Source organism: Devosia litorisediminis (assembly GCF_018334155.1).
Lineage (GTDB): Bacteria > Pseudomonadota > Alphaproteobacteria > Rhizobiales > Devosiaceae > Devosia > Devosia litorisediminis.
The window spans coordinates 159880-181736 of the sequence record NZ_JAGXTP010000001.1 but is presented as its reverse complement, the minus strand read 5'-3'; the positions used below and the strand labels follow the sequence as shown (position 1 = coordinate 181736).

The following is a 21857-nucleotide window of genomic DNA, read 5'->3' as shown; positions in this document are numbered from 1 at the left end:
ACCGCCCCCAAATCCTGTTGGCCTGCTGCCGACTATACCTCGAGCTTGGCCATGTCCTCGTCGCTCATCTCGAAGTTCGAATAGACGTTCTGCACATCATCATCTTCTTCCAGGGTCGCGATCAGTTTCATCAGCGTAGCGCCCTTGTCCGCGTCGATCGGCGTGTTGGTCTGCGGCTTCCACACGGCCTTGACCGATTCAGCCTCGCCCAATGCAGCTTCGAGCGCCGCTGCAACATCCACCATCGCTTCAAAAGTCGTGGTGATATAGTGGCCATCCTCGCTGCTCTCGACGTCATCGGCGCCCGCCTCGATGGCCGCTTCCATGATGGCGTCTTCGGTGCCGGCGCTGGCCGGATAGACAATCTCGCCAACCTTGTCGAACATGAAGCCGACAGAGTTGGTTTCCCCCATTGCGCCGCCATTCTTGGAGAAATAGGAGCGGACATTGGAGGCAGTGCGATTGCGATTGTCAGTCAGCGTCTCAACGATGAGCGCAACACCGCCCGGACCATAGCCCTCATAGCGGATCTCTTCGAAGTTCTCGCCGTCCGAGCCGATTGCCTTCTTGATGGCGCGGTCGATATTGTCCTTGGGCATGGACTGGGCACGGGCATTGGTGACGGCCAGTCGAAGGCGGGAATTGAACGCCGGGTCAGGCATGCCCATTTTCGCTGCAACGGTGATTTCGCGCGCGAGCTTTGAGAAAATCTTCGAGCGAACCGCGTCGCTCTTGCCCTTGCGGTGCATCACATTTTTGGCGTGGGAATGGCCGGCCATTCGATAAACCCCGGATCGTCTAAGAGAAAAATTCGCCCGCTTATAGAATCCGGTGCGGCAAAAGAAAAGGCACGAGGCGGGGTCGGCGCCAACCGACCCCGCACTGTTCAGGCGTCGCGGGTCCAGATCGTCTCATCGATCCGCCCCGCCAGTTCGGGATAGTCAGCCGCATGGAAGCTGGGCTCAAGGCCCGCCTTGCGCTGTTTGGCGTAGTCCTTGGTCAACTTGGCGACCGTGCCCGACAGCATGACAATGGCGATCAGATTGACCGTCGCCATCAGACCCATCGAGGCGTCCGCCGCATTGAACACGGTGGCGACGCTTTCATACGCGCCCCACACCACCATGGCCAGAACGCCCAGCCGCAATGCCGTGATCCATGGCTTGCTGCTCAGCTTGAGGAAGGTCATGGCGTTTTCGGCATAGGAGTAATTGCCGATGATCGAGGTGAACGCGAAGAACAGGATCGCAATGGCGATGAAGTACTGTCCGGCGCCCCCGATATGTACGGTCATCGCCGCCTGTGTCAGTGGCGTTCCGGTCAGTTCGCCACCGGGCACCATCACGCCAGAGAGCAGGATCATCAGGCCAGTGGCTGTGCAGATCAGCAACGTATCGATGAACACACCGAGCGCCTGCACAAAGCCCTGCGATGAGGGATGGTGTGGATTGGGCGTGGCGACGGCCGCGATATTGGGCGCTGAGCCCATGCCGGCCTCATTGGAGAACAGCCCACGCTTGATGCCGTTGAGCATCGCGCCGGCAATGCCACCCGTGGCGGCTCCAAAGCCAAACGCATTCTCGACGATCATCACCAGCAGACCGGGGACCTCCCCGATATGGCTGAACACCACGAACAGCGCCACGGCCAGATAGATCACCGCCATGAACGGCACCAGCAACTCGGCAACTCGAGCGATCTGCTTGATGCCGCCAAAGATCACCACCGCCGTCAGCGCCGCAACGGCAATACCGACCCAGATCTTTTCAAAGCCGAAGGCGCCCTGGAAAGCATCGGCAATCGAATTGGCCTGCACGGCGTTGAACACCAGCCCGAAGGCGATGATCAGGCAGACCGAGAAAATGCCACCCGCCCAGGGCGCTCCCAGACCGCGCGCAATGTAGAAGGCCGGGCCACCGCGATAGTCGCCGTCCTGATTTCGGGTCTTGTAAAGTTGCGCCAGCGTGGACTCCGCATAGGCGGTCGCCATGCCGACCAGCGCCACCATCCACATCCAGAACAGCGCGCCTGGACCGCCCAGATAAAGCGCCACCGCCACGCCCGCCAGATTACCGGTGCCGACGCGTGAGGCAAGGCTGGTGCACAGCGCCTGGAAAGGGGTGATGCCGGATTTGTCGTTCTTTTTGGAGCCCAGAACCGATTTGAACATTTCCGGGAATTGCAGAAATTGCACAAAACCTAGCCGGACCGTGAAAAACAACCCGACGGCCAGCAAACCGTAAATGAGGACATAGCCCCAGAAGATATCGTTGAGAAAATTGATAATCGGATCCATGCAGCCCGTGCTCCATAAGCAGTTGGTTTCAACTGTTTCGGGCGTGCTGTGGCGGCCGGGAGGACACGCAAATGGATAATGGCCCCAAGCGATCACCCAATTGTCATTGGGCACTCACAATACTGGCATGTGCAACACAAATGATCGGGTTGTGCATAACTTGCACCACCTATCGAGGCATTAGCCCGCAAAGTGCGGCCCGACGTTCCACCAGCTAGACGCTAGTCAAAGCGTGGTTCAGCCTGGGCCAGTGTACCACCGATACGCAGCGGTTGGACCGTCTTGACCAGCCCCGAGCGCGGGTCGGTCTCGATAACCACGCCACAAAGCGTGGCCTCGCCTTCCGATGGCGAGAACCGGCCATTGGGAATGCCGGTCAGAAACCGGTTGAGCGGCTCATCGGTATCGGTACCGATAATGGAATCGAAATCCCCGCACATCCCCGCATCGGCCATCAAGGCTGTGCCCCCCTTGAGCACGCGGTGATCAGCAGTGGGAATATGGGTATGGGTGCCCACAACCAGACTGACCTTGCCGTCGAGGAAATGTCCCATGGCCTGAATTTCTGACGTCGCTTCGGTATGGAAATCCACCACGATCGCATCGGCCTGTTCGCCCAGCGGGCACGCCGCAACAGCAGCTTCCACTGCCCGGAACGGATCATCTGCGGGGCCCATGAATACCCGACCCAGCGCATTGACCACCAGCACGCGATGACCATTGCGGCCCTCAACGAACATGGCGCCACGACCAGGCGTGCCCGGCGGCATGTTGATCGGCCGGATCAGCGTATCTTCACGCTCGATATAGGAAATGGTTTCGCGCTGGTCGAACGCATGGTCACCCAATGTCACCACATCCGCTCCCGCCTGGCGGATCGCGTTGAAATGGCTTTCGGTCAGACCCTTGCCGTGGCTGGCATTCTCGCCATTGACGATAACGAAGTCCAGGCCATAGGTCTCGATGAGGCCGGGCAGGCGATCATTGACCGCGTCGCGGCCCGAACGGCCCATCACATCGCCCAGAAACAAAAGTCTCATGCGTTGTCGCCAAAATGGCGCACGCCGGCTTCGGTGATGATGGCATCCAGCGGCACGTCGTGGCTGTCGCGCGGAATGCTGTCCAGTTCCTGCGCCGCAAAGGCCAGACCGATCAGCTTGGGCGACTTTTTCATATGTGCCAGGGTGCGGTCATAATAGCCGCCTCCATAGCCCAGCCTCGTTCCCTGACTGTCAAAGCCCAGTAATGGCATGATGATGACATCGGGTTCGGTCTGCGGTGCCAGCTCTGACGGCGCCAGCGTGCCAAAGCCCGCTTCGTAAAGTGAGGCGCCCTGCTCCCAGACGCGCAATTCGAGAGGTTGCTCGGGCCCAAGCACCACCGGCAGCACCACGGTCTGGTTGCTGTCCATCAACCGGACCAGAATGGGCTGACAGTCCAACTCGTCGCGAATGCGCCAATAGGCCGCCACCACATCGGCGACCTGCAAGTCGATCTCGTTGAAAAACAGATCAGCCACAGTGGCAGCCGCATCGGCGCGCTGTGCTGGCGATAGCCCTGCGCGCGCCGCGTGTGCCTCAAGCCGCAGGGCGGCCTTGGCGTTTTCGATATTCTCGTCAACCATGCGCCGCGCCGTAGCCTATTCTAGAATTCAGGTGCCACCCTGGCCGTGGGATACGCGATCCCGGAACCTACTTTACGTAGGTGGGCACCGTATGTCCGGACCCACGGGTCCGGTCAGGGACAGCTCCCTTAAGATCGATAAGGCCCCGAGGATATTGGTTTCCACACGTACCGGGCAGCGATGCAGATATAGGCGCTTCATTGTCGTGTGCAAAGCCCCGACAATCGCTTCCCACCCATGTGTGATCACACGGTCAAATCCCAGGTCGTTCAGCCCTGCGGTACGGGCGCGGTGTCGTCCAGCACGCTTGCCACGCCCTCGAGCGCCTTGGCGGCATCATCCAGCTTTCCGGCAAACTTTTCTTCGAGCGCCTCGATTTCAGCGGCCACTTCCTGGCCAGCCCGGGTTAGCACTACAACCTCTGATTCCAGAGCCTTGATCCTGCGCTCTGCCTCGGCCAGTTCATCAACCACCGCAATGCCCGCCATCACGGTCAGCCGCGTATCGCCGATCTCGCCTACCGCGCCCTTGAGTTGCTCGACATGAGCGTCAAAACGCTCGGCCAGACCGATCAGGTGCTTTTGCTGGCCTTCTTCACAGGCCATCCGATACTTACGGCCGTTAATCTCGACATTGACTTCGGGCATACCGCTACTCCGCCTTGGCCAGCACTGAGCGCACCGTCTCCATCGCCTCTACAAGGCGACGCGAAACATCATGGGCGCTGTCATCCAGACGCTTGGCCCGCGCCGCCGATTTATCCAGTTCGGTGGCCAGCCGTGCGCGCTCATGCACCAGCCGCTGGGTATCGACTTCCATGCGATTGTGCTGGCGCATCCGTGTGCCCAGTTCCTGAACAGACTGGTCCAATCGCGCCAATGCGCGATCAAACCGCGCGCTGGCAGCAGTCAAACCGTCTTGAAGTTCCGTGTCACTCATTGCTGCTACGGTCCTCAATGCGCGGCGATTCCGGCGCTGCCAGCCTGCCCCAGCATACGCCGCAATGCAACCAGCGCGACGATGTGGGAGCATGCGTTGTCATTGACAGGCAATCCCAACCTGTTATGCCTCGAACCCGCCTTTGGGAGGAGGCTTTCGGTACCTCTTCTCCCCAGATTTCAGTCCCAAAGAAAGCGCACGCTCTGATGACGAATACAGCCCAGCAGAATGATCTGGCCAACGCGATCCGTTCCCTTGCAATGGACGCGGTCGAAAAAGCCAATTCCGGCCATCCCGGCCTGCCCATGGGTTGTGCGGACATCGCAACCACACTCTTCACCAAGGTCATGAAGTTCGATCCCGCTGACAGCAAATGGGCTGACCGCGACCGCTTCGTGCTTTCGGCCGGTCATGGCTCGATGCTGCTCTACGCATCGCTCTACCTCCTGGGCTACCAGGACATGACCATCGATCAGATCAAGAATTTCCGTCAGCTCGGCTCCAAGACCGCCGGCCATCCTGAATACGGTTATGCCGAAGGCATCGAGACCACCACCGGCCCGCTCGGTCAGGGCGTTGGCAATGCGGTCGGCATGGCGATTGCCGAAGCCAAGCTGGCTGCCGAGTTCGGCGCCGACCTTGTCGATCACCACACATGGTGCCTGGCCGGCGACGGCTGCCTGATGGAAGGCATCTCCCAGGAAGCCATCGCCTTTGCGGGGCACCTCAAGCTCAACAAGCTCACCGTGATCTGGGACAATAACGACATCACCATTGATGGCGCCGTCTCCAATTCCGACAGCACCGACCAGATCGCCCGCTTCAAGGCATCGGGCTGGAACACGATTGAGATCGACGGCCACGATCAGGACGCCATCGAAAAGGCGCTGCTTGATTCCAAGAAATCCGACAAGCCCACCCTGATTGCGGCCAAGACCACCATCGGTTTTGGCGCACCGAAAAAGGCCGGCACCAACAAGGTACACGGTTCTCCGCTCGGCGCCGAGGAACTGGCCGGTGCCAAGGCTGCACTGGGCATCACCTATCCTGCATTTGAGGTCCCAGCCGAGACGCTCGAAGCTTGGCGTGCCGCCGGTCGTCGCAGCCAGAACATACGGGGCGAGTGGACCTCACGTCTGGGCGCATCGGCCAACAAGGCAGAGTTCGAGCGACGCATGGCAGGCGAACTGCCAGCTGGCTTCGCCAATGCGATGAACGACTACAAGAAGCAGCTCAGCGCCGACAAGCCAAAGGTCGCCAGCCGCAAGGCCAGCCAGATGGCGCTTGAAGTGATCAACGCTATCGTTCCCGAGACCCAGGGCGGCTCCGCCGACCTCACCGGCTCGAACCTGACCAACACCAAGGAAACCCTGCCTTTCCAGGCTGACAATTATGCTGGCCGCTACATGATGTACGGCATTCGCGAACAGGGTATGGCCGCGGCCATGAACGGCATCGCGCTGCATGGCGGTCTGATCCCCTATGGCGGCACCTTCATGTGCTTTACCGATTATGCCCGCCCGGCAATCCGCCTCTCGGCCCTGATGCACCAGCGCGTCATCTATGTGATGACCCATGACTCCATCGGTCTGGGCGAAGACGGCCCAACCCATCAGCCCGTCGAACACATGTCCGCCCTGCGCGCCATTCCGAACCTGCTGGTCTTCCGTCCGGCCGACGCGGTGGAAACTGCCGAATGCTGGCAGCTCGCCATGGAAAGCGACAGCGCGCCATCCATTCTGGCGCTGTCACGTCAGGGTCTGCCGACCGTGCGCACCGAACACACTGCCGAGAACCTGTCGGCCAAGGGTGCCTATACCCTGGCAGGCGATCTCGACGCCCAGGCGGTGATCTTCGCCACCGGTTCGGAAGTCACCATCGCGCTCGACGGCATGAAGGCCCTGGCCGACAACGGCATCAGCGCCCGCGTCGTTTCGGTGCCGTCCATGGAGCTGTTCGCCAAGCAGTCCGACGCCTACCGCGCCGAGATCATCGGCAATGCGAAGGCCCGCGTTGCCATCGAAGCGGGCACCGAAATGAGCTGGAACAAGCTGCTCGGCGACAATGGTCGCTTCGTGGGCATGCATGGCTTCGGCGCATCGGGCCCGATCGACGAGCTCTATGAACACTTTGGTATTACGGCCAAAGCCATTGTTGATGCTGTCACGGCACAGTTGTAAGACAGCCCCGCCTCCCTTCTCCTAACCCCTCCCAAGGAGCGTTTTCTCATGGCAGTCCGCGTCGCCATTAATGGTTTTGGTCGTATCGGCCGCAACGTCCTCCGCGCCATCATGGAATCTGGCCGCACCGACATCGAAGTCGTGGCCATCAATGATCTGGGCCCGGTCGAAACCAATGCCCATCTGTTCCGCTTTGACAGCGTGCACGGCCGCTATAACGGCACCGTCACTGTCGATGGCGACACCATCGACGTTGGTCGCGGCCCTATCAAGGTGACCGCGGTGCGCGATCCCGCCGAGCTGCCACACGCCGACTTGCGCGTTGATATCGCCCTTGAATGCACCGGCATTTTCAACTCCAAGGAAAAGGCCAGCGCCCACCTCAAGGCTGGTGCCAAGAAGGTGCTGATCTCTGCTCCTGGCGACGGTGCAGACCTGACCGTGGTTTACGGCATCAACCACAACCAGCTGACCAAGGACCACATCGTGGTCTCCAATGCGTCGTGCACCACCAACTGCCTGGCCCCCGTTGCCTATGTCCTGCACAAGGAATTCGGCATCGAGCGTGGCATGATGACCACCATCCACTCCTATACCGGTGACCAGCCCACGCTCGACACCATGCACAAGGATCTTTATCGCGGCCGCGCTGCGGCCCTGAGCCAGATCCCGACCTCGACCGGCGCTGCCAAGGCCATTGGCCTGGTGCTGCCCGAGCTCAAGGGCAAGCTGGATGGCGTCTCGATCCGCGTTCCCACCCCGAACGTGTCCTGCGTCGATTTCAAGTTCATCACCAAGCGTGATGTGACCGCCGAAGAAATCAACGCTGCTGTTCAGAAATACGCAGAAGGCGATCTCAGGGGCATTCTGGGCTTCACCACCCAGCCAAATGTCTCAATCGACTTCAATCACGACAGCCATTCTTCGACCCTGGCTTTCGATCAGACCAAGGTGATGGGCGGCAATTTCGCCTCGATCCTGAGCTGGTACGACAATGAATGGGGCTTCTCCAACCGCATGGCCGACACCGCGGTGGCGATGGCCAAGACTCTCTAGGCTCCGGCCTCGAACATTGGACTACGAAGGGCGTTCCATCGGGGCGCCCTTTTTCATGCGCCCGATTGCCAGGCTCCACCGCAATGGCGAAGATGGTTGCACGCATCTCTTTCGGGTCAGCCATGAGCCTTGATCGAACCATACGCTGGCGCGCGCTTGATCCCGAAGGTCTCGAGCATTGCCGGATCATCTCCAGCGCCCGCGACACCCGCATCCGCAGCACGGTGATCACCCCCGATTACGGGCTGTTCTACCGGCTCAAGCTGGAGCCGAGTGGTGAAATTCGCCATGCGCGACTCGAACGCACCGATGGCGCGTTGCTTGAATTGTTTAGCGATGGCGCCGGCCACTGGAGCGATGATCGGGCCGAACCACTCCCCGATCTGGCGGGCTGCATCGATATCGACATTTCGGCCAGCCCACTGACCAATTCCCTGCCCCTGTGGCGCTGCGACTGGGTCATCGACCAGCCCCAACGCTTCACCATGGCTTGGATCAATGTCGACACCATGAGCGTGCGCCGCCACGAGCAGATCTACACCAGGCTCGATGATCGCCATTTCCGCTATCAGGCAGCTGACGGTAGCTTTGAGCGGGTAATCAAGGTCGATGACGACGGTCTGGGCCTCGACTATCCCGGCCTGTTCACCCGCGTCGGCTAGGCGGCCCGTGTCTGGGCGTTGGCGGCTCTGCGGGGCACTCGGACCATCAAACCGCCACGCGTCTGACCACTACCCCTGCGGTTCTCGCGCGCACTTCAGGGCTTGCAAGGCAACTGGCCACCGCTTCAAATCCGGGCGCGCCCGGATAAGGCGCGACCAGTGTGGGTGGACTGTGATTGGCGGGACAGAACAGAATCGCCTCGTCCGAAGGCATGGCAGCCAGATCGAGTATGGCGCTCGATCGCGTCATCAGAAACAGCTTTGGCAGGTCACTTGCCCGCCGCAGATAGGCGATCACCGCCTGCTGTGTAGCGTGATCGCGACCATCTTCAACCATGTCGACGACAACCGTTTTGGCGCCCGAACCCAGCAAGCCGACCAACAGGGCCTCAAGCGCCGGCGACACGGTGGCATCATCCTCAATGAGCCAGCCAAGCGCAGCGTCGACTCGTTTGCGCAATGTGGCGTCTGCGCTGAGCCGCGCTTGCGCGACAACGCCGCCGTCTTCGAGGCGTGTCAGATCAACAAACTCAGCATCCTCGAGCGCTTCTGCCAGCCGCATGGCCAGCTTGGTCTTGCCACTCCCCAGCGGTCCGATGATGTAGGTTAGCCGGGCCTTTGTCCGCAGCTCAAACCGTTCGCCACCCCAGGGCCAGGGCAGATCAAATCCAATCATGGGCACATCCTGCGGCCCAATCAGCCGCGACAGCTCCGCCATCTCTGGTGCTTTGCCCTGCAGCAGGTCGGCCCGCAACTCGCGCACCCTACCTATCGCGCCACCGATTTCGCGCAGGCGCGACTCCAACGCGGCCTGATGCGCGCCTAGTGCTGGCTCCAGATCACGCGGGTCGCCGCTCAGCACTCTTTCGATCTCGCTCAGACTGAGCCCAAATGCCCGTAACGCAACGATTTCGGCAGCCCTGACCATGTCCTCGGGGCCATAGCTGCGCCACCCCGCTGCAGTGCGGTCTGGCGTCACCAGGCCACGCTGTTCGTAAAGCCGCAATGCCTTGGCCGAAACGCCCAGCTGGCGGGCAGCATCGGAAGATTTGAGATAGCGCTTGGAGGGCGACACGATTGACCTCTGCATGGGTTGACCGTCCTTCTTATCAGGCCAGCCCCGGGGGCCGGGTCAAGCGCCATTTGCCCATCACGCATCTGTCACCGGTCAGAGACCCGAGAATCCTCTATGCTCTGGGAAAATCAGGTGGAGGCAGTCGTCTTGTTCCACATCATGCCGCGCATTTTCGCCAGCCTGCCCATGGCGTCTCTGTTGATCGGTCTGCTCGGTCAGGCCACGCTATTGCTCCTCCCACCCGCCCTGACAGCGCTCTATGTGCTGCGCCGCGACCGCATCATCCGACGACGCGTCGGACGTGCGGCTTGGCCCAGCGATGGATTTGCCCGCCATGTGCTTGTCGATGATCTGGCTCGCCTGATCTGTGTGACCCTGCTCGGATTGCCGCTATTTTTTGCCGGTTATGCATTGCGCATGATGCTGCCCGCCGCCTGAGGACTGCAGTTTTTTATCTGCCTTGCCTTCCCCCTCTCGCGGCGCTCTGCTACGCCACCGCTGATATTATGACCGGGAGGCCCGATCCATGAGCGCGACTTTCAAAACCCTCGACGAGCTCGATCTCAACAATAAACGCGTCCTGCTCCGCGCCGATCTCAACGTGCCCATGGCCGATGGCAAGGTGACCGACGCCACGCGCATTGAACGTTTGATCCCCACGATCCGCGAAATCGTGCGGCACGACGGCAAGGCCATCCTGCTTAGCCATTTCGGCCGCCCCAAGGGCAAGGTCGATCCTGACTTCTCGCTGGAGCAGGTTTGCTCTGCTGTGGCCGACCAGACCGGCCACCCCGTCGGCTTCGTGCCAACCGACTGGAACGATGTCAGCGACGCTATCAAGGCCATTGAAGACGCTCCGGTCGGTTCGGTCCTGGTCATGGAAAACACCCGCTTTCATCCCGGCGAAGAAGCCAATGACGTTGACCTGGCCAAGCGCATGGCCAGCCTGGGTGACGTCTATGTCAATGACGCCTTCTCGGCCGCCCATCGCGCCCATGCCTCGACCGCCGCGATCGCGCACCTGCTTCCGGCCGCTGCCGGTCTGGCCATGCAGGCAGAGCTCGAAGCGCTCGAAGCTGGCCTCGGCAAACCCAAAAAGCCCGTGGTCGCCATTGTTGGCGGCGCCAAGGTCTCCTCAAAGATCGACCTGCTGGAAAACCTCGTCACCAAGGTCGATGGCCTGGTAATCGGCGGCGGCATGGCCAATACCTTCCTGCACGCTCAGGGCTATGGTGTGGGCAAGTCGCTCTGCGAAAAGGATCTCAAGGAAACCGCCCTGCGCATCATGGACAAGGCCATTGATAGTGGCTGCGCCATCATCCTGCCGATTGATGCGGTCATGGCCTGGCACTTCAAGGCCGATACCCCCACACGTCTGTACGGCGTCGATGCCATGGACAACGACGCCATGATGCTCGACATCGGCCCCTCCTCGATTGAGCGCATCGTCGGCGCCATCGACGACGCCCACACCGTGGTGTGGAACGGCCCGATGGGCGCGTTTGAAATGAACCCATTTGATGCCGGCACCGTGGCGATTGCCAAGCACGTTGCCAAGCGCACCCATGATGGCAAGCTGATCTCGGTGGCTGGCGGCGGCGATACCGTCTCCGCTCTCGCCCATGCCGGCGTCAAGGACGCCTTCACTTACGTTTCGACTGCTGGTGGCGCCTTCCTGGAATGGATGGAAGGCAAACCTCTGCCAGGCGTGGATGCCCTCAAGAAGTAGGCACCGCTGCCCACCACAACAAAAAGGGTCGCCACCCCAAGGGTGACGGCCTTTTCTTTTGATCGGTTTCCAGACCCTAGAACGACGCTGTCGCGGGGTCAGAACCCAGCCGACCATCGGCGCTATCCAGCGCGGCGATCTTTGCCAGATCATCAGCATCCAGCGCGAAATCGAACACCGCAATATTGTCCACGATCCGGCTGGGCGTCACCGACTTTGGAATGACGATCCGGTTGCCATCAATGTGCCAGCGGATGATCACCTGCGCTGCAGATTTGCCATGCTTTTTGGCGATCTCGCCAATCACTGGATTATCGAGGAACTTGCCCTGCCCTAATGGGCTCCAGGCTTCGGTCAGAATGCCGTGATCCGCATTGGCCTTGGTCCAGGCGTGCTGCTGAAAGCGCGGATGCAGCTCGATCTGGTTCAGCGCCGGCACCACGCCCGTTTCGCCAATAATACGCTCAAGATGCTCTGGACCAAAATTGGATACCCCGATCGAGCGCGCCTTGCCGTCCTTTTGCAACTGCACCAGAGCCTTCCAGGTATCGACATACTTTTCGCGCCACGGCGAGGGCCAGTGGATGAGGTAGAGATCGACATAGTCGGTCTTGAGCCGCTTGAGGCTTTCGTCCATCGCCTTGAGCGTGGAATCGAACCCCTGCGCCTCGTTCCACAGCTTGGTGGTCAAAAAGATGTCCTCACGCGCCACGCTGGCCTGTGCCAGGCCATCGCCCACACCATCTTCGTTCTCATAGACCGCGGCGGTGTCGATGTGGCGATAGCCAGCATCAAGGGCAGTCTGCACCGTGCTGGCAGCCGTAACATTGGGGGTTTTCCACACGCCCAGCCCCAGCTGGGGGATAGTGCGGCCGTCATTAAACGTCATGAGGGGCGAAGTGCTCATTGAACTGATCCATGATGATTTGGGGTTACGATGCGCAACGCATCTGAAGGCTGTTGGATGCAAACACTAGCGCCTTTGTCGCGCCGGTAAAACCCTGCAGGGCACTCTACCATACAAGATTGGACTTTCGTCGCATAACCACAGGTATAATCGCGGGAACGGTGACGAAAGTCTAATCTGCCGGCAATTCCAACGCTTGAGGTTTTGCCGTGACGAAGTCGCTTAATGCCATTGCCCAGAAACTGATGGAGCCCGGCAAGGGCATCCTTGCTGCCGACGAATCCGAAGGCACCATCGCCAAGCGCTTTGCCAAGATCAATCTGCCCAACTCGCTCGATCTGCGCCGCGATTATCGCGAAATGCTGTTCCGCTCGACCGAAGCGATGACCAAGTACATTTCCGGTGTCATCCTGACCGAGGAAACGCTAGAGCAGTCCGCCGCTGATGGCACCGCGTTCCGCGCCATTCTGGCCGATGCAGACGTCATTCCCGGCATCAAGGTCGACCGCGGCGCCTTCCCCATGCCCGGCGATCACAACGAAAAGATCACCGAAGGCCTTGATGGCCTGCGTCAGCGTCTTGTGCGCTATGCTGGACACGGTGCCGGCTTTGCCAAATGGCGTGCCGTAATCACCATCAATGACGTGGCCCCCACCCGCAACAATATCCGCGCCAATGCCCACGTGCTGGCCCGCTATGCCATCCTGTGTCAGGAAGCCGGCATCGTGCCAGTGGTCGAACCCGAAGTCGTCGGCGATGGTGATCCAGGCAATCACTCCATGGAGCGCTGCGCATCGGTCACCGGCGACGTGCTCGAAGCCACCTTCAAGGAATTGCGTCTGGCTGGTGTTGATCTGGGCGGCATGCTGCTCAAGCCCAACATGGTCCTGCCCGGCATCAATTCGCGCGATCGGCCAACGGTCGAGGAAGTGGCCCGTCGCACCGTAGCTGTGCTGCGTGAGCATGTTCCCGCCGCAGTGCCCGGTATCGCCTTCCTCTCCGGCGGTCAGACCGATGAAGAGGCAACTGCGCATCTCTCGGCCATGAACCAGATCGCTGGCAAGCCCTGGCCAATGACCTTCTCCTATGGTCGTGCCCTGCAGAATGTCGCGTTGCGCACATGGGCAGGTCGCCGGGAGAACTTCCCGGCCGCGCAGGTCGCCTTCTCCCATCGCGCCCATATGAATTCGCTGGCCGCCCTGGGCACCTGGACGGGCGAAGTCGACCGCGCCGCATAAGATCTACCTGACGTCCCAACGTCACAACTGATGCGCGTCCTCCTCCCGGGGGCGCGCATTTTCTTTGCGCCCAGGTTTGCCTTCCCCTATTGGAGGGGCGTCCTCTTTATTGCCAAAATGGCCCATCATGAAGAGGCTTCTAGCGTCGAGTATTGAGAACCCATGGCACCCCAGCTGTATCTGATCACCCCAGCCACTGCCGATCTGCACACGGCATCCGCGACAGTGGCCGCAGTGCTGAACGCCGCCACCTTCTCTGCTCTGCTGGTGCAGCGCGGATCGCTGGATGACGCCGCCTATGCCAAACTGGCAACCGAACTGGTCGCCATGGGCCAAGCCGCGGGCTGCGCTGTGCTGGTCGAAAATAACACGGCGCTGGCCAAAAAGATTGGTGCCGATGGTGTGCATGTCACTGAAGGGCCAGTGGCCCTCAAGGCCGCGATTGCGGCCATCAAGCCATCCATGATCGTGGGCGCGGGCAACCTGGCAACCCGACACGATGCCATGACCGTTGGCGAAATGAACGTCGACTACGTGTTCTTCGGTCCGCTCGCCGGCGCCAGCGACACCAATGCCGCCGACCTGGCTGAATGGTGGGCCACGACCTTTGAAATTCCGGCGGTCCTGAGCGATCCGGCCGCGTCGCCCACTACCGACACGCGCGGCGCCGAATTTCTTGCTCTGTCCACCTCCATCTGGTCGGCAGCGGATCCCGTGGCCGCCACCGCCACCATCGTTGATGCATTGGGCGCGGCATGACCCTGCCCCGGCTGATCGCTGCAAGCCTGCTGGCGCTGCTCGCCGCCGCACCGGTAACGGCCCAGGAAGCCGCCACAACAACTGATGCGCCGCAGGAAGGGCCAGCCGAACGCATCAGCGACCAGATCTTTGGCCCGCGCGTGCCGACCGATCTGGCCTTCGGTGCCTTTCAGCGCGGCTATTTCCTGACCGCGCTTGAATTTGCCCTGCCGCGCGCCGAACAGGGCGATGCGGCCGCGCAAACCCTTATCGCCGAAATCTATGCCAAGGGCCTCGGTGTAGCCCAGAACGATCAGCGCGCCGCAGGCTGGTATCAGCTGGCCGCCAATAACGGCGATGTGCTTGCCACGTTCGAATTGGCCCTGCTCTATCAGGAAGGCATCGGCGTGCCCAAGAACCGCGCCCGTGCCGCTGACCTGTTCAACAAGGCTGCCCAGGCAGGCTATGTGCCAGCCAAATACAATATGGCCCTGCTCCATATCGAGGGTGTTTACGCCTCGCCCAGCCTGTCCACCGCCGCGGCCCTGATGCTTGAGGCTGCCGAAGCCGAGCTGCCCGAAGCGCAGTACGATTACGGCACCATGCTGATCGAAGGCGCCGGCATGCCACCCGACCCGGTCAAGGGCGCCCGCTATATCGAACTGGCTGCCGAGCAGAACCTCATCGCCGCCCAGATCGATTATGCCACCCTGCTCTATATGGGGCAGGGTATCGACCAGGATATCGAGGCCGCCGTCGCCTGGTATGCCAGGGCTGCAGAGGCCGGTAATGCCGTGGCTCAGAATCGCTATGCCAAGCTTCTCGCTGTCGGCGAGGGCGTGCCGCTTGATTTGCAGGAGGCCGCCATGTGGCGCGCCCTGGCCCGGCGTCAGGGCCTCAGCGATCCCTCGCTGGACCGGCTGCTGGTGTCTATCCCCGCCGAGGATCTTGCCAAAGCCGAGGAGCGCGCCCGCTTCTGGCCGCTTGAGCCAGCAACCGTGCCAAAGATCGAGACCATTTTCGAAGTTCCCAGCGTCACCCAATCGCCAGAACAGACGCCCCCAGCGCCGAGTGACACCGCCCCAGAGGCTAGCGCGTCAGAACCGGCCCAGCCCACCGAACCGCAAAACCCTTGAACCCACCCGCGTTCTGGGGCAATAAGCCCGCCACGCCCATCAGCTCAATCAACCTTCGGCCAGCCGCATCCGGCGCGCGTGGCCCGCACCAACAGTTTGCGCACCGAAAGCACCATCCGCATGGCCAAGATCAACGGCAATGAAATTCGCCCCGGCTTCGTCCTCAACATCCAGGACCGTCTCTGGGTCGCCGTCAAGGTCGATCACGTCAAGCCCGGCAAGGGCGGCGCCTATGCGCAGGTTGAGCTCAAAGCCATCCTGACCGGCACCAAGCTCAACGAGCGTTTCCGCTCCGCCGAGACCGTCGAGCAGGTCGAACTCGAATTCCGTGACTTCACCTATCTCTATGAGCAGGGCGACAGCTTGGTGTTCATGGATCAGCTGAGCTACGAGCAGGTCGAGCTGGCCAAGGATTTCGTCGGCGAGCGCGCCGCTTTCCTGTCCGATGGCATGAAGATTACCCTGGAAATGCACGAGGACACCCCTTTGGGCGTGCGCTTCCCACCCAATGTTGTGCTTGAAGTGATCGAGGCCGATCCCGTTACCAAGGGTCAGACCGCCTCCAACCAGTTCAAGCCTGCCAAGGTTGGCAATGGCCTCAAGGTCATGGTGCCGCCCTTTATCGCCGTTGGCGAACGCATCGTCGTCGACACCAACGAAACCACCTATTTGCGTCGGGCGGACTGACAATGGCACGTTCAGCTATCCTCAATGTCATGGTGAGCGCGGCTATCAAGGCCGGCAAATCACTGACCAAGGACTTCAATGAAGTCGAAAACCTGCAGGTATCCCGCAAGGGACCGGCAGACTTTGTTTCCAAGGCCGACCTGCGGGCCGAGCAGATCATCTTTGGTGAACTGCAAAAGGCACGTCCCACCTATGCCTTCCTGATGGAAGAGGGTGGCGAAGTGGCCGGCACCGATGGCCAGCATCGCTGGATCATCGACCCGCTTGATGGCACCACCAATTTCCTGCACTCGATCCCGCTGTTTGGCGTTGCCATTGCGCTCGAGCGCGCCAACGAGATCGTGGCATCGGTGATCTACAACCCGATCATGGATGAGCTCTACACGGCCGAAAAGGGCGGCGGCACCTGGCTCAATGACCGCAAGCGCCTGCGCGTTGCCGGTCGTCGCAGCCTCTCGGACGCTGTCGTGTGCACCGGCATCAAGACCCAGGGCACGGCCAATGACGCGCTCCAGCTGCGCCAGCTGGGCCATATCAACCCCGCTGTCGCCGGCATTCGCCGTTCAGGCTCGATAGCCATGGACATGGCCTGGCTCGCTGCCGGCCGTTACGACGCCCTCTGGGAAGCCGGTCTGGCGCCCTGGGATGTCGCGCCCGGCATGCTCATGGTCAAGGAAGCCGGTGGGTTCGTCAGCGATTACGCTGGCACCACCGGTTCGGTCTGGAACGGTCAGATCGTGGCTGGCAACGAAATCCTGCAGCCTTTGCTGCTCAAGGAACTCAAGCCCATCCAGTAGGATTGGCTCAACGCGGCGGCATCCATCATGGCGCCGCGTTCACACCCGCGATCGCTTTGACCTTTGTCATTGCCCCATCCGGCAGCTCTGACTAATCTTGCACCAACTGATTTGCGGGCTGGGCAAGGTTTAGGCATAGATGACGCAAGGCTACGATCCCTATCACCTCGCCAGTCCCACTGTTTACCTCATCAAGATTCTGATCTTTCTGGTGTTGGTGGTTCTGGTCGGTGCGATCCTGTTCAGCACCATCACCACCTTTTTCTGGGCCAACCCGTTCATCAACTCGATGATCTTCTTTGCCCTGGCGATCGGCATCTTCCTGAGCATTCGGCAGGTTGCCAGATTGTTTCCCGAAGTGAAGTGGGTCAATTCGCTTCAGGACGGCACCTCAACCAATGTGCGCGCGCCCATCCTTCTGGCGCCTGTTGCCGGCATTCTGCGTGAGCGGATCGGCGAGGCGGTGATTACCCCCTCCTCGATGCGCTCCATTCTCGACAGCGTCGGCAATCGTCTCGACGAAGCCAAGGACACCTCGCGCTATCTGACCGGCCTGCTGGTTTTCCTGGGCCTGATGGGTACGTTTTACGGTCTGCTGCAGACCGTGACCTCGGTAGCTGGGGTCATCAATCAGCTCGATGTGACCGCGGGCGATTCTGCGGCCCTGTTTTCCAACCTCAAGGACGGGCTGACGGCCCCGCTGGCCGGCATGGGCACCGCCTTTTCGTCCTCCCTGTTTGGTCTGGCCGGCTCGCTTGTGCTGGGTTTTCTCGACCTGCAGACCAGCCAGGCGCAGAACGCCTTTTATACCGACCTCGAAGACTGGATGACCTCCATGACCGAGCTTGATCACCCGGTCAGCGCCATGCAGGCCAATGCCGGCGGCCCCGAAATGCAGGCCATGTTCGACAAGCTTGGCAGCTCCATGCAGAACCAGAACTCCAGCCAGAACGCCATTCGCGCCATGGCCGAACTGGCACGCGGGATCGATGGCCTGGTCAAACACATGCGCACTGAGCAGGATGATCTGCGCAAGCATATCGACGAGCAGGGCGAAACCAATCGCAAACTGCGCGAACTGATTGACGCCGTGCTGACCCAGTCTGACAACGAGCGGCGGAACTAGGTCCATGCCGGGAGCCCGTTCGCGTCGGCGCATCGAGGCCAATTACTGGCCCGGCTTCGTTGACGCCCTGTCCAGCCTGCTGCTGGTCATCATCTTCATGCTCAGCCTGTTCATGCTGACCCAGTTCTTTCTGGGTCAGGAGATCCAGGGGCGCGATACGGCCCTGGCCCGGCTCAACAGCCAGATCGCCGAGCTCACCGATCTGCTGCAGCTCGAACGCGCCAATTCCGATGATCTGACCAGCCAGATTGCCAATCTGACCGCCACGCTGGGCAGCGCCCAGGCCGAAAACACCAGCCTGAGCAATCAGCTCGCCGGCATCGGCGCGGGCATTGATGGCAAGGACGATACCATTGCCGGTCTGCAGGGTGATTTGCTGGCGGCCCAGGAGCTGTCCAACGAGGCCAATGCCCAGGTTGCATTGCTGAACCAGCAACTAGCCGCCTTGCGCACCCAGATTGGCGCTCTCGAGATGGCTCTGGAGGCCTCAGAGGCGCGTGATGTCCAGTCGCGCACCCAGATTGCCGATCTCGGGCGCCGTCTCAACGTAGCCCTGGCGCAGCGCGTTCAGGACCTGACCCGCTATCGCTCCGATTTCTTTGGCCGTCTGCGGCAAATTCTGGAAGGCCGCGCCGATGTGCGCGTCGTCGGCGATCGCTTCGTGTTCCAGTCCGAAGTGCTGTTCGAGGCCGGCCAGGCCGATGTGCAGTCCGAGGGCCTGCCCGACCTTGATGCCCTGGCTGACGCCATTCTCCAGCTGGAAACCGAAATCCCGGCCGACATCAACTGGGTGCTGCGCATTGATGGCCATACCGACAGCCGTCCGATCAGCAATGCCCGCTTCCCCTCGAACTGGGAACTCTCGGCAGCCCGGGCCATCTCGGTGGCGCAGTATCTGGTCAGCAAGGGCGTCTCGCCCAACCGGCTGGTTGCCGCTGGCTTTGGCGAGTTCACCCCACTCGACCCCGGTGAGAACGACGATGCCTATCGCCGCAATCGTCGCATCGAGTTCAAGCTGACCGAGGGCTGACCCCGGTCAGGCGGGGATGTCTTCAAGCCGGAACTGCAGTTTGGCCAATTCGGCATAGCGGCCGCCTTTGGTCACCAGCTGGTCATGGGTCCCCTGGTCGATGATGCGGCCCGCATCAAGCACCAGGATCTTGTCGGCGTCGCGGATCGTTGCCAGACGGTGCGCAATTACCAGCGTGGTGCGCCCCTGCATCAGATGCTCCAGCGCCTTCTGCACCAGCTGCTCGCTCTGCGCATCCAGCGCGCTGGTGGCTTCATCCAGCAGCAGGATCGGTGCGTTCTTCAGAATCGCGCGCGCAATCGCCAGACGCTGCTTCTGCCCGCCAGACAGCATCACGCCACGTTCGCCGACAATGGCGTCATAACCCAGCGGCAATTCCATCACGAAATCATGCACCAATGCGGCCTTGGCCGCTGCCTCGACATCGGCGTGGCTCGCCTCGGGTTTGCCGAAGCGGATATTGTCCGCGATCGTCCCCGCAAAGATGGTCGGCTCCTGCTCGACATAGGCAAAACGCTGCCGCAACTCCTGCAGCCGCACATCGCGAATATCGATTCCGTCGACGCGAATGGTGCCGGCGTTCACATCGTAAAAGCGCTGCAATAGCGACAGCGTGGTTGACTTGCCCGAGCCCGACGGACCCACCAGCGCGACGGTCTCGCCTGCCCCGACCGAAAAACTCACATCGCTGAGCACCCGTTCAAAGCCGCTGGTCTGATAGCCGAAATCGACATGATCAAAATCCACCGTGCCCAGAGCAGGGCTTGGCAACGCAACTGGATTGGCCGGATCGGTAATCGTCGCCTCGGTATCGAGGATTTCCGTCAACCGCTCAGTGGCGCCCGCAACGGTCTGCAAAATGCCCAGCACTTCGCTGACATTGGTCAGCGCGCCCGAGGCCATCAGGGCATAGACGAGGAACTGGGTAAGTTGGCCTGCAGTCACGGTGCCGGCAAACACCGAACGGGCGCCCCACCAAACAAGGAACACCACAGCCGAAGTACCCAGAAAGATCACCAGACCAACCAGCACCGAGCGCGCGCCCAGGCGCTTGATCTCGGCCTGATAGCTGTCTTCGCTGCGCGCGTCGTAGATTGCCGATTGCGCATTTTCCTGGGTGAAGGATTTGACGGTGCGGGTTGCGCCCAGCATCTCTGTGGCCATGGCCGACAGATCAGCCAGCGCGTCCTGCGTGCGGCGCGACATGCCGCGCAGCCGGCGCGAATAGGCAATCAATGGCAGCAGCAGGGCCGGCGCCGCAATCACCACCGCCAGCGTCAGCACCGGGCTGGTGAGGAACATCATCACGAGCGCACCGATAATGGTCACCATGGAGCGCAGGGCCAGCGAGAAGCTCGAGCCCACCGCATTGCGGATCACCGCAACATCGCCGTTGAGCCGGCTGGTGAGTTCACCGACCCGATTGGTATCGAAATAGCGCGCGTCGAGCCGCAGCAGATGCACGAACACAGCCTGTCGCAGATCGGCCAACACGCGTTCGCCAATCACCGAGATAAAGTAGAACCGCGCACCGCTAGCCAGGGCCATAACCGCGGCAATACCCACGATCAGCCAGCCATAGCGTGCCACGTTCTCCAGATTCTGCTGGATAAAGCCCTCGTCAATCGCCCCACCCAGCACCGCCGGGATCGACAGTGAAGACACCGCCGACAGCAGCAGGAACAATACGGTCAGTGACAGCCGTACCGGATATCTCAGGATAAACGGCACCAGTCTGCGCAGCGGCTGCAGCTTGCGCGGCGCCGCCTTGGGCTGGTTTTCACTCTTGTTGGAATCGGTCTGGACGGGGACGGCTTGGTCTGTCATCGCTCGGTTACGCCACTCTTGAGAGATGGGTCCAGAATTTCCGGGCCACGCTGTGGCACCGATATAGGCACTGGGGCCTGCTCCGACAACCGCTTTGTCCGGCGCGAAATTGCCGCGCCCACGCCCTTGCAGATTGAGCAGGGTTTCTGTATGAAGCGCCCAACACCAGTTCTAGATGCTCTCCGGGCGCTGCGGCGCCCGTTTGATTTGAGGCGAATACGATGAAGGCTGATACTCATCCGGACTACCACGTCATCAACGTGGTCATGACCGACGGCACCAAATACCAGACGCGTTCGACCTACGGCAAAGAAGGCGACACGCTGCAGCTCGATATCGATCCCAAGACCCATCCGGCTTGGACCGGTGGTACGGGCCAGCTGCTCGACCGCGGCGGCCGCGTTTCGCGCTTCAAGGAGCGTTTCAAGGGCCTGGGCATCTAATCCAGCCTGTGACAGATTTGAAAAACCCGGCCATTCGCGCCGGGTTTTTTCTTGTCCTTTTTCCTCACTAGGCGCCGCCATGCTGATCCTGTCACTGACCTATATTGCTTCTCTTGAACGGGCCGACGCGGTCATGGCCGGCCATATCGACTGGGTCAATGCCGGCTATGACAAGGGTTGGTTTCTCGCTTCGGGCCGCAAGGTACCGCGCACTGGCGGCCTGATTCTGGCCAAGGGTGATCGCGCAGCCATTGAGGCCTATCTTGCCCAGGACCCCTTCGTGACCGAAGCTGTCGCGCGCTATGAGGTAATGGAGATCGAGCTGTCACGGACAGCTGAAGGTCTGGATGGATTGACAGGCTAGGCC

The 21857-nt window shown here is 61.0% G+C and carries 23 protein-coding genes and 1 other RNA gene; 14 read left to right on the top strand and 10 right to left on the bottom strand.

Annotated features, from left to right (window positions below; genetic code table 11):
• Nucleotides 1-32: 32 nt before the first annotated feature.
• From KD146_RS00885 to KD146_RS00855, 7 genes are all read right to left on the bottom strand, one after another.
• Complete coding sequence (locus tag KD146_RS00885) at nucleotides 33-779, bottom strand: YebC/PmpR family DNA-binding transcriptional regulator (protein WP_212656879.1); 747 nt, start codon at nucleotides 777-779, stop codon at nucleotides 33-35.
• A gap of 107 nt (nucleotides 780-886) precedes the next feature.
• Nucleotides 887-2296 (bottom strand): alanine/glycine:cation symporter family protein, encoded by a 1410-nt coding sequence (locus KD146_RS00880; protein ID WP_212656878.1) that lies wholly within the window; start codon nucleotides 2294-2296, stop codon nucleotides 887-889.
• A 221-nt stretch (nucleotides 2297-2517) separates the two neighbouring features.
• Nucleotides 2518-3336, bottom strand: a complete 819-nt coding sequence (locus KD146_RS00875) for a TIGR00282 family metallophosphoesterase (protein ID WP_212656877.1) — start codon at nucleotides 3334-3336, stop codon at nucleotides 2518-2520.
• Nucleotides 3333-3920 (bottom strand): 5-formyltetrahydrofolate cyclo-ligase, encoded by a 588-nt coding sequence (locus tag KD146_RS00870; RefSeq protein WP_212656876.1) that lies wholly within the window; start codon nucleotides 3918-3920, stop codon nucleotides 3333-3335. The genes KD146_RS00875 and KD146_RS00870 overlap by 4 nt, the downstream gene beginning before the upstream one ends.
• A gap of 27 nt (nucleotides 3921-3947) precedes the next feature.
• A non-coding RNA gene (gene ssrS, locus KD146_RS00865) (6S RNA) lies at nucleotides 3948-4104 on the bottom strand.
• Nucleotides 4105-4189: 85 nt separating this feature from the next.
• Nucleotides 4190-4567 (bottom strand): cell division protein ZapA, encoded by a 378-nt coding sequence (locus KD146_RS00860; protein WP_212656875.1) that lies wholly within the window; start codon nucleotides 4565-4567, stop codon nucleotides 4190-4192.
• A 4-nt stretch (nucleotides 4568-4571) separates the two neighbouring features.
• Nucleotides 4572-4859, bottom strand: a complete 288-nt coding sequence (locus KD146_RS00855; RefSeq protein WP_212656874.1) for a DUF4164 family protein — start codon at nucleotides 4857-4859, stop codon at nucleotides 4572-4574.
• A 206-nt stretch (nucleotides 4860-5065) separates the two neighbouring features.
• On the opposite strand from KD146_RS00855, the gene tkt reads away from it, so the two are divergent.
• The 3 genes from tkt (at nucleotide 5066) to KD146_RS00840 (ending at nucleotide 8757) form a co-directional block, all read left to right on the top strand.
• The gene (gene tkt / locus KD146_RS00850; protein WP_212656873.1) at nucleotides 5066-7039 is read left to right on the top strand and encodes a transketolase; all 1974 of its coding nucleotides are present in this window, start codon (nucleotides 5066-5068) and stop codon (nucleotides 7037-7039) included.
• A 48-nt stretch (nucleotides 7040-7087) separates the two neighbouring features.
• Nucleotides 7088-8095: a type I glyceraldehyde-3-phosphate dehydrogenase gene (gene gap, locus KD146_RS00845; protein ID WP_212656872.1), complete on the top strand. Its 1008-nt coding sequence runs from the start codon at nucleotides 7088-7090 to the stop codon at nucleotides 8093-8095.
• 122 nt (nucleotides 8096-8217) lie between these two features.
• The gene (locus KD146_RS00840) at nucleotides 8218-8757 is read left to right on the top strand and encodes a putative glycolipid-binding domain-containing protein (RefSeq protein WP_212656871.1); all 540 of its coding nucleotides are present in this window, start codon (nucleotides 8218-8220) and stop codon (nucleotides 8755-8757) included.
• 46 nt (nucleotides 8758-8803) lie between these two features.
• Here the strand turns inward: KD146_RS00840 and KD146_RS00835 are convergent, their stop codons facing one another.
• Nucleotides 8804-9847, bottom strand: coding sequence for a MerR family transcriptional regulator (locus KD146_RS00835; protein WP_249327546.1), 1044 nt, complete (start codon nucleotides 9845-9847; stop codon nucleotides 8804-8806).
• A 99-nt stretch (nucleotides 9848-9946) separates the two neighbouring features.
• Between KD146_RS00835 and KD146_RS00830 the strand changes: the two genes are divergently transcribed.
• Complete coding sequence (locus KD146_RS00830; RefSeq protein WP_212656870.1) at nucleotides 9947-10270, top strand: hypothetical protein; 324 nt, start codon at nucleotides 9947-9949, stop codon at nucleotides 10268-10270.
• 88 nt (nucleotides 10271-10358) lie between these two features.
• On the top strand, nucleotides 10359-11561 hold the full coding sequence (locus tag KD146_RS00825; protein ID WP_212656869.1) for a phosphoglycerate kinase: 1203 nt from the start codon (nucleotides 10359-10361) through the stop codon (nucleotides 11559-11561).
• Between the two features lie 76 nt (nucleotides 11562-11637).
• Here the strand turns inward: KD146_RS00825 and KD146_RS00820 are convergent, their stop codons facing one another.
• Nucleotides 11638-12468 carry an aldo/keto reductase gene (locus KD146_RS00820; RefSeq protein WP_212656868.1) on the bottom strand — a complete coding sequence of 277 codons (831 nt, stop codon included), beginning with the start codon at nucleotides 12466-12468 and terminating at the stop codon, nucleotides 11638-11640.
• 209 nt (nucleotides 12469-12677) lie between these two features.
• Between KD146_RS00820 and KD146_RS00815 the strand changes: the two genes are divergently transcribed.
• From KD146_RS00815 to KD146_RS00785, 7 genes are all read left to right on the top strand, one after another.
• Nucleotides 12678-13706, top strand: coding sequence for a class I fructose-bisphosphate aldolase (locus KD146_RS00815; protein WP_212656867.1), 1029 nt, complete (start codon nucleotides 12678-12680; stop codon nucleotides 13704-13706).
• Between the two features lie 162 nt (nucleotides 13707-13868).
• Nucleotides 13869-14465, top strand: coding sequence for a thiamine phosphate synthase (locus KD146_RS00810; RefSeq protein ID WP_212656866.1), 597 nt, complete (start codon nucleotides 13869-13871; stop codon nucleotides 14463-14465).
• Nucleotides 14462-15580, top strand: coding sequence for a tetratricopeptide repeat protein (locus KD146_RS00805; protein WP_212656865.1), 1119 nt, complete (start codon nucleotides 14462-14464; stop codon nucleotides 15578-15580). The genes KD146_RS00810 and KD146_RS00805 overlap by 4 nt, the downstream gene beginning before the upstream one ends.
• 120 nt (nucleotides 15581-15700) lie before the next feature.
• On the top strand, nucleotides 15701-16267 hold the full coding sequence (efp, locus tag KD146_RS00800) for an elongation factor P (protein ID WP_212659051.1): 567 nt from the start codon (nucleotides 15701-15703) through the stop codon (nucleotides 16265-16267).
• A gap of 2 nt (nucleotides 16268-16269) precedes the next feature.
• Nucleotides 16270-17064: an inositol monophosphatase family protein gene (locus KD146_RS00795; RefSeq protein ID WP_212656864.1), complete on the top strand. Its 795-nt coding sequence runs from the start codon at nucleotides 16270-16272 to the stop codon at nucleotides 17062-17064.
• Nucleotides 17065-17203: 139 nt separating this feature from the next.
• Complete coding sequence (locus tag KD146_RS00790) at nucleotides 17204-18190, top strand: flagellar motor protein MotA (protein ID WP_212656863.1); 987 nt, start codon at nucleotides 17204-17206, stop codon at nucleotides 18188-18190.
• Nucleotides 18191-18194: 4 nt separating this feature from the next.
• Nucleotides 18195-19220, top strand: coding sequence for a peptidoglycan -binding protein (locus KD146_RS00785; protein WP_212656862.1), 1026 nt, complete (start codon nucleotides 18195-18197; stop codon nucleotides 19218-19220).
• Nucleotides 19221-19226: 6 nt separating this feature from the next.
• On the opposite strand, the gene KD146_RS00780 is transcribed toward KD146_RS00785, so the two are convergent.
• A complete protein-coding gene (locus KD146_RS00780; RefSeq protein WP_212656861.1) occupies nucleotides 19227-21047 on the bottom strand; it encodes an ABC transporter transmembrane domain-containing protein in 1821 nt (606 codons plus the stop codon).
• A 221-nt stretch (nucleotides 21048-21268) separates the two neighbouring features.
• Here KD146_RS00780 and rpmE point away from each other — a divergent pair, with 221 nt between their 5' ends.
• Together rpmE and KD146_RS00770 are read left to right on the top strand one after the other, a co-directional pair.
• Nucleotides 21269-21490 carry a 50S ribosomal protein L31 gene (gene rpmE / locus KD146_RS00775; protein ID WP_212656860.1) on the top strand — a complete coding sequence of 74 codons (222 nt, stop codon included), beginning with the start codon at nucleotides 21269-21271 and terminating at the stop codon, nucleotides 21488-21490.
• 79 nt (nucleotides 21491-21569) lie between these two features.
• A complete protein-coding gene (locus tag KD146_RS00770; protein ID WP_212656859.1) occupies nucleotides 21570-21854 on the top strand; it encodes a YciI family protein in 285 nt (94 codons plus the stop codon).
• Nucleotides 21855-21857 lie beyond the last annotated feature (3 nt).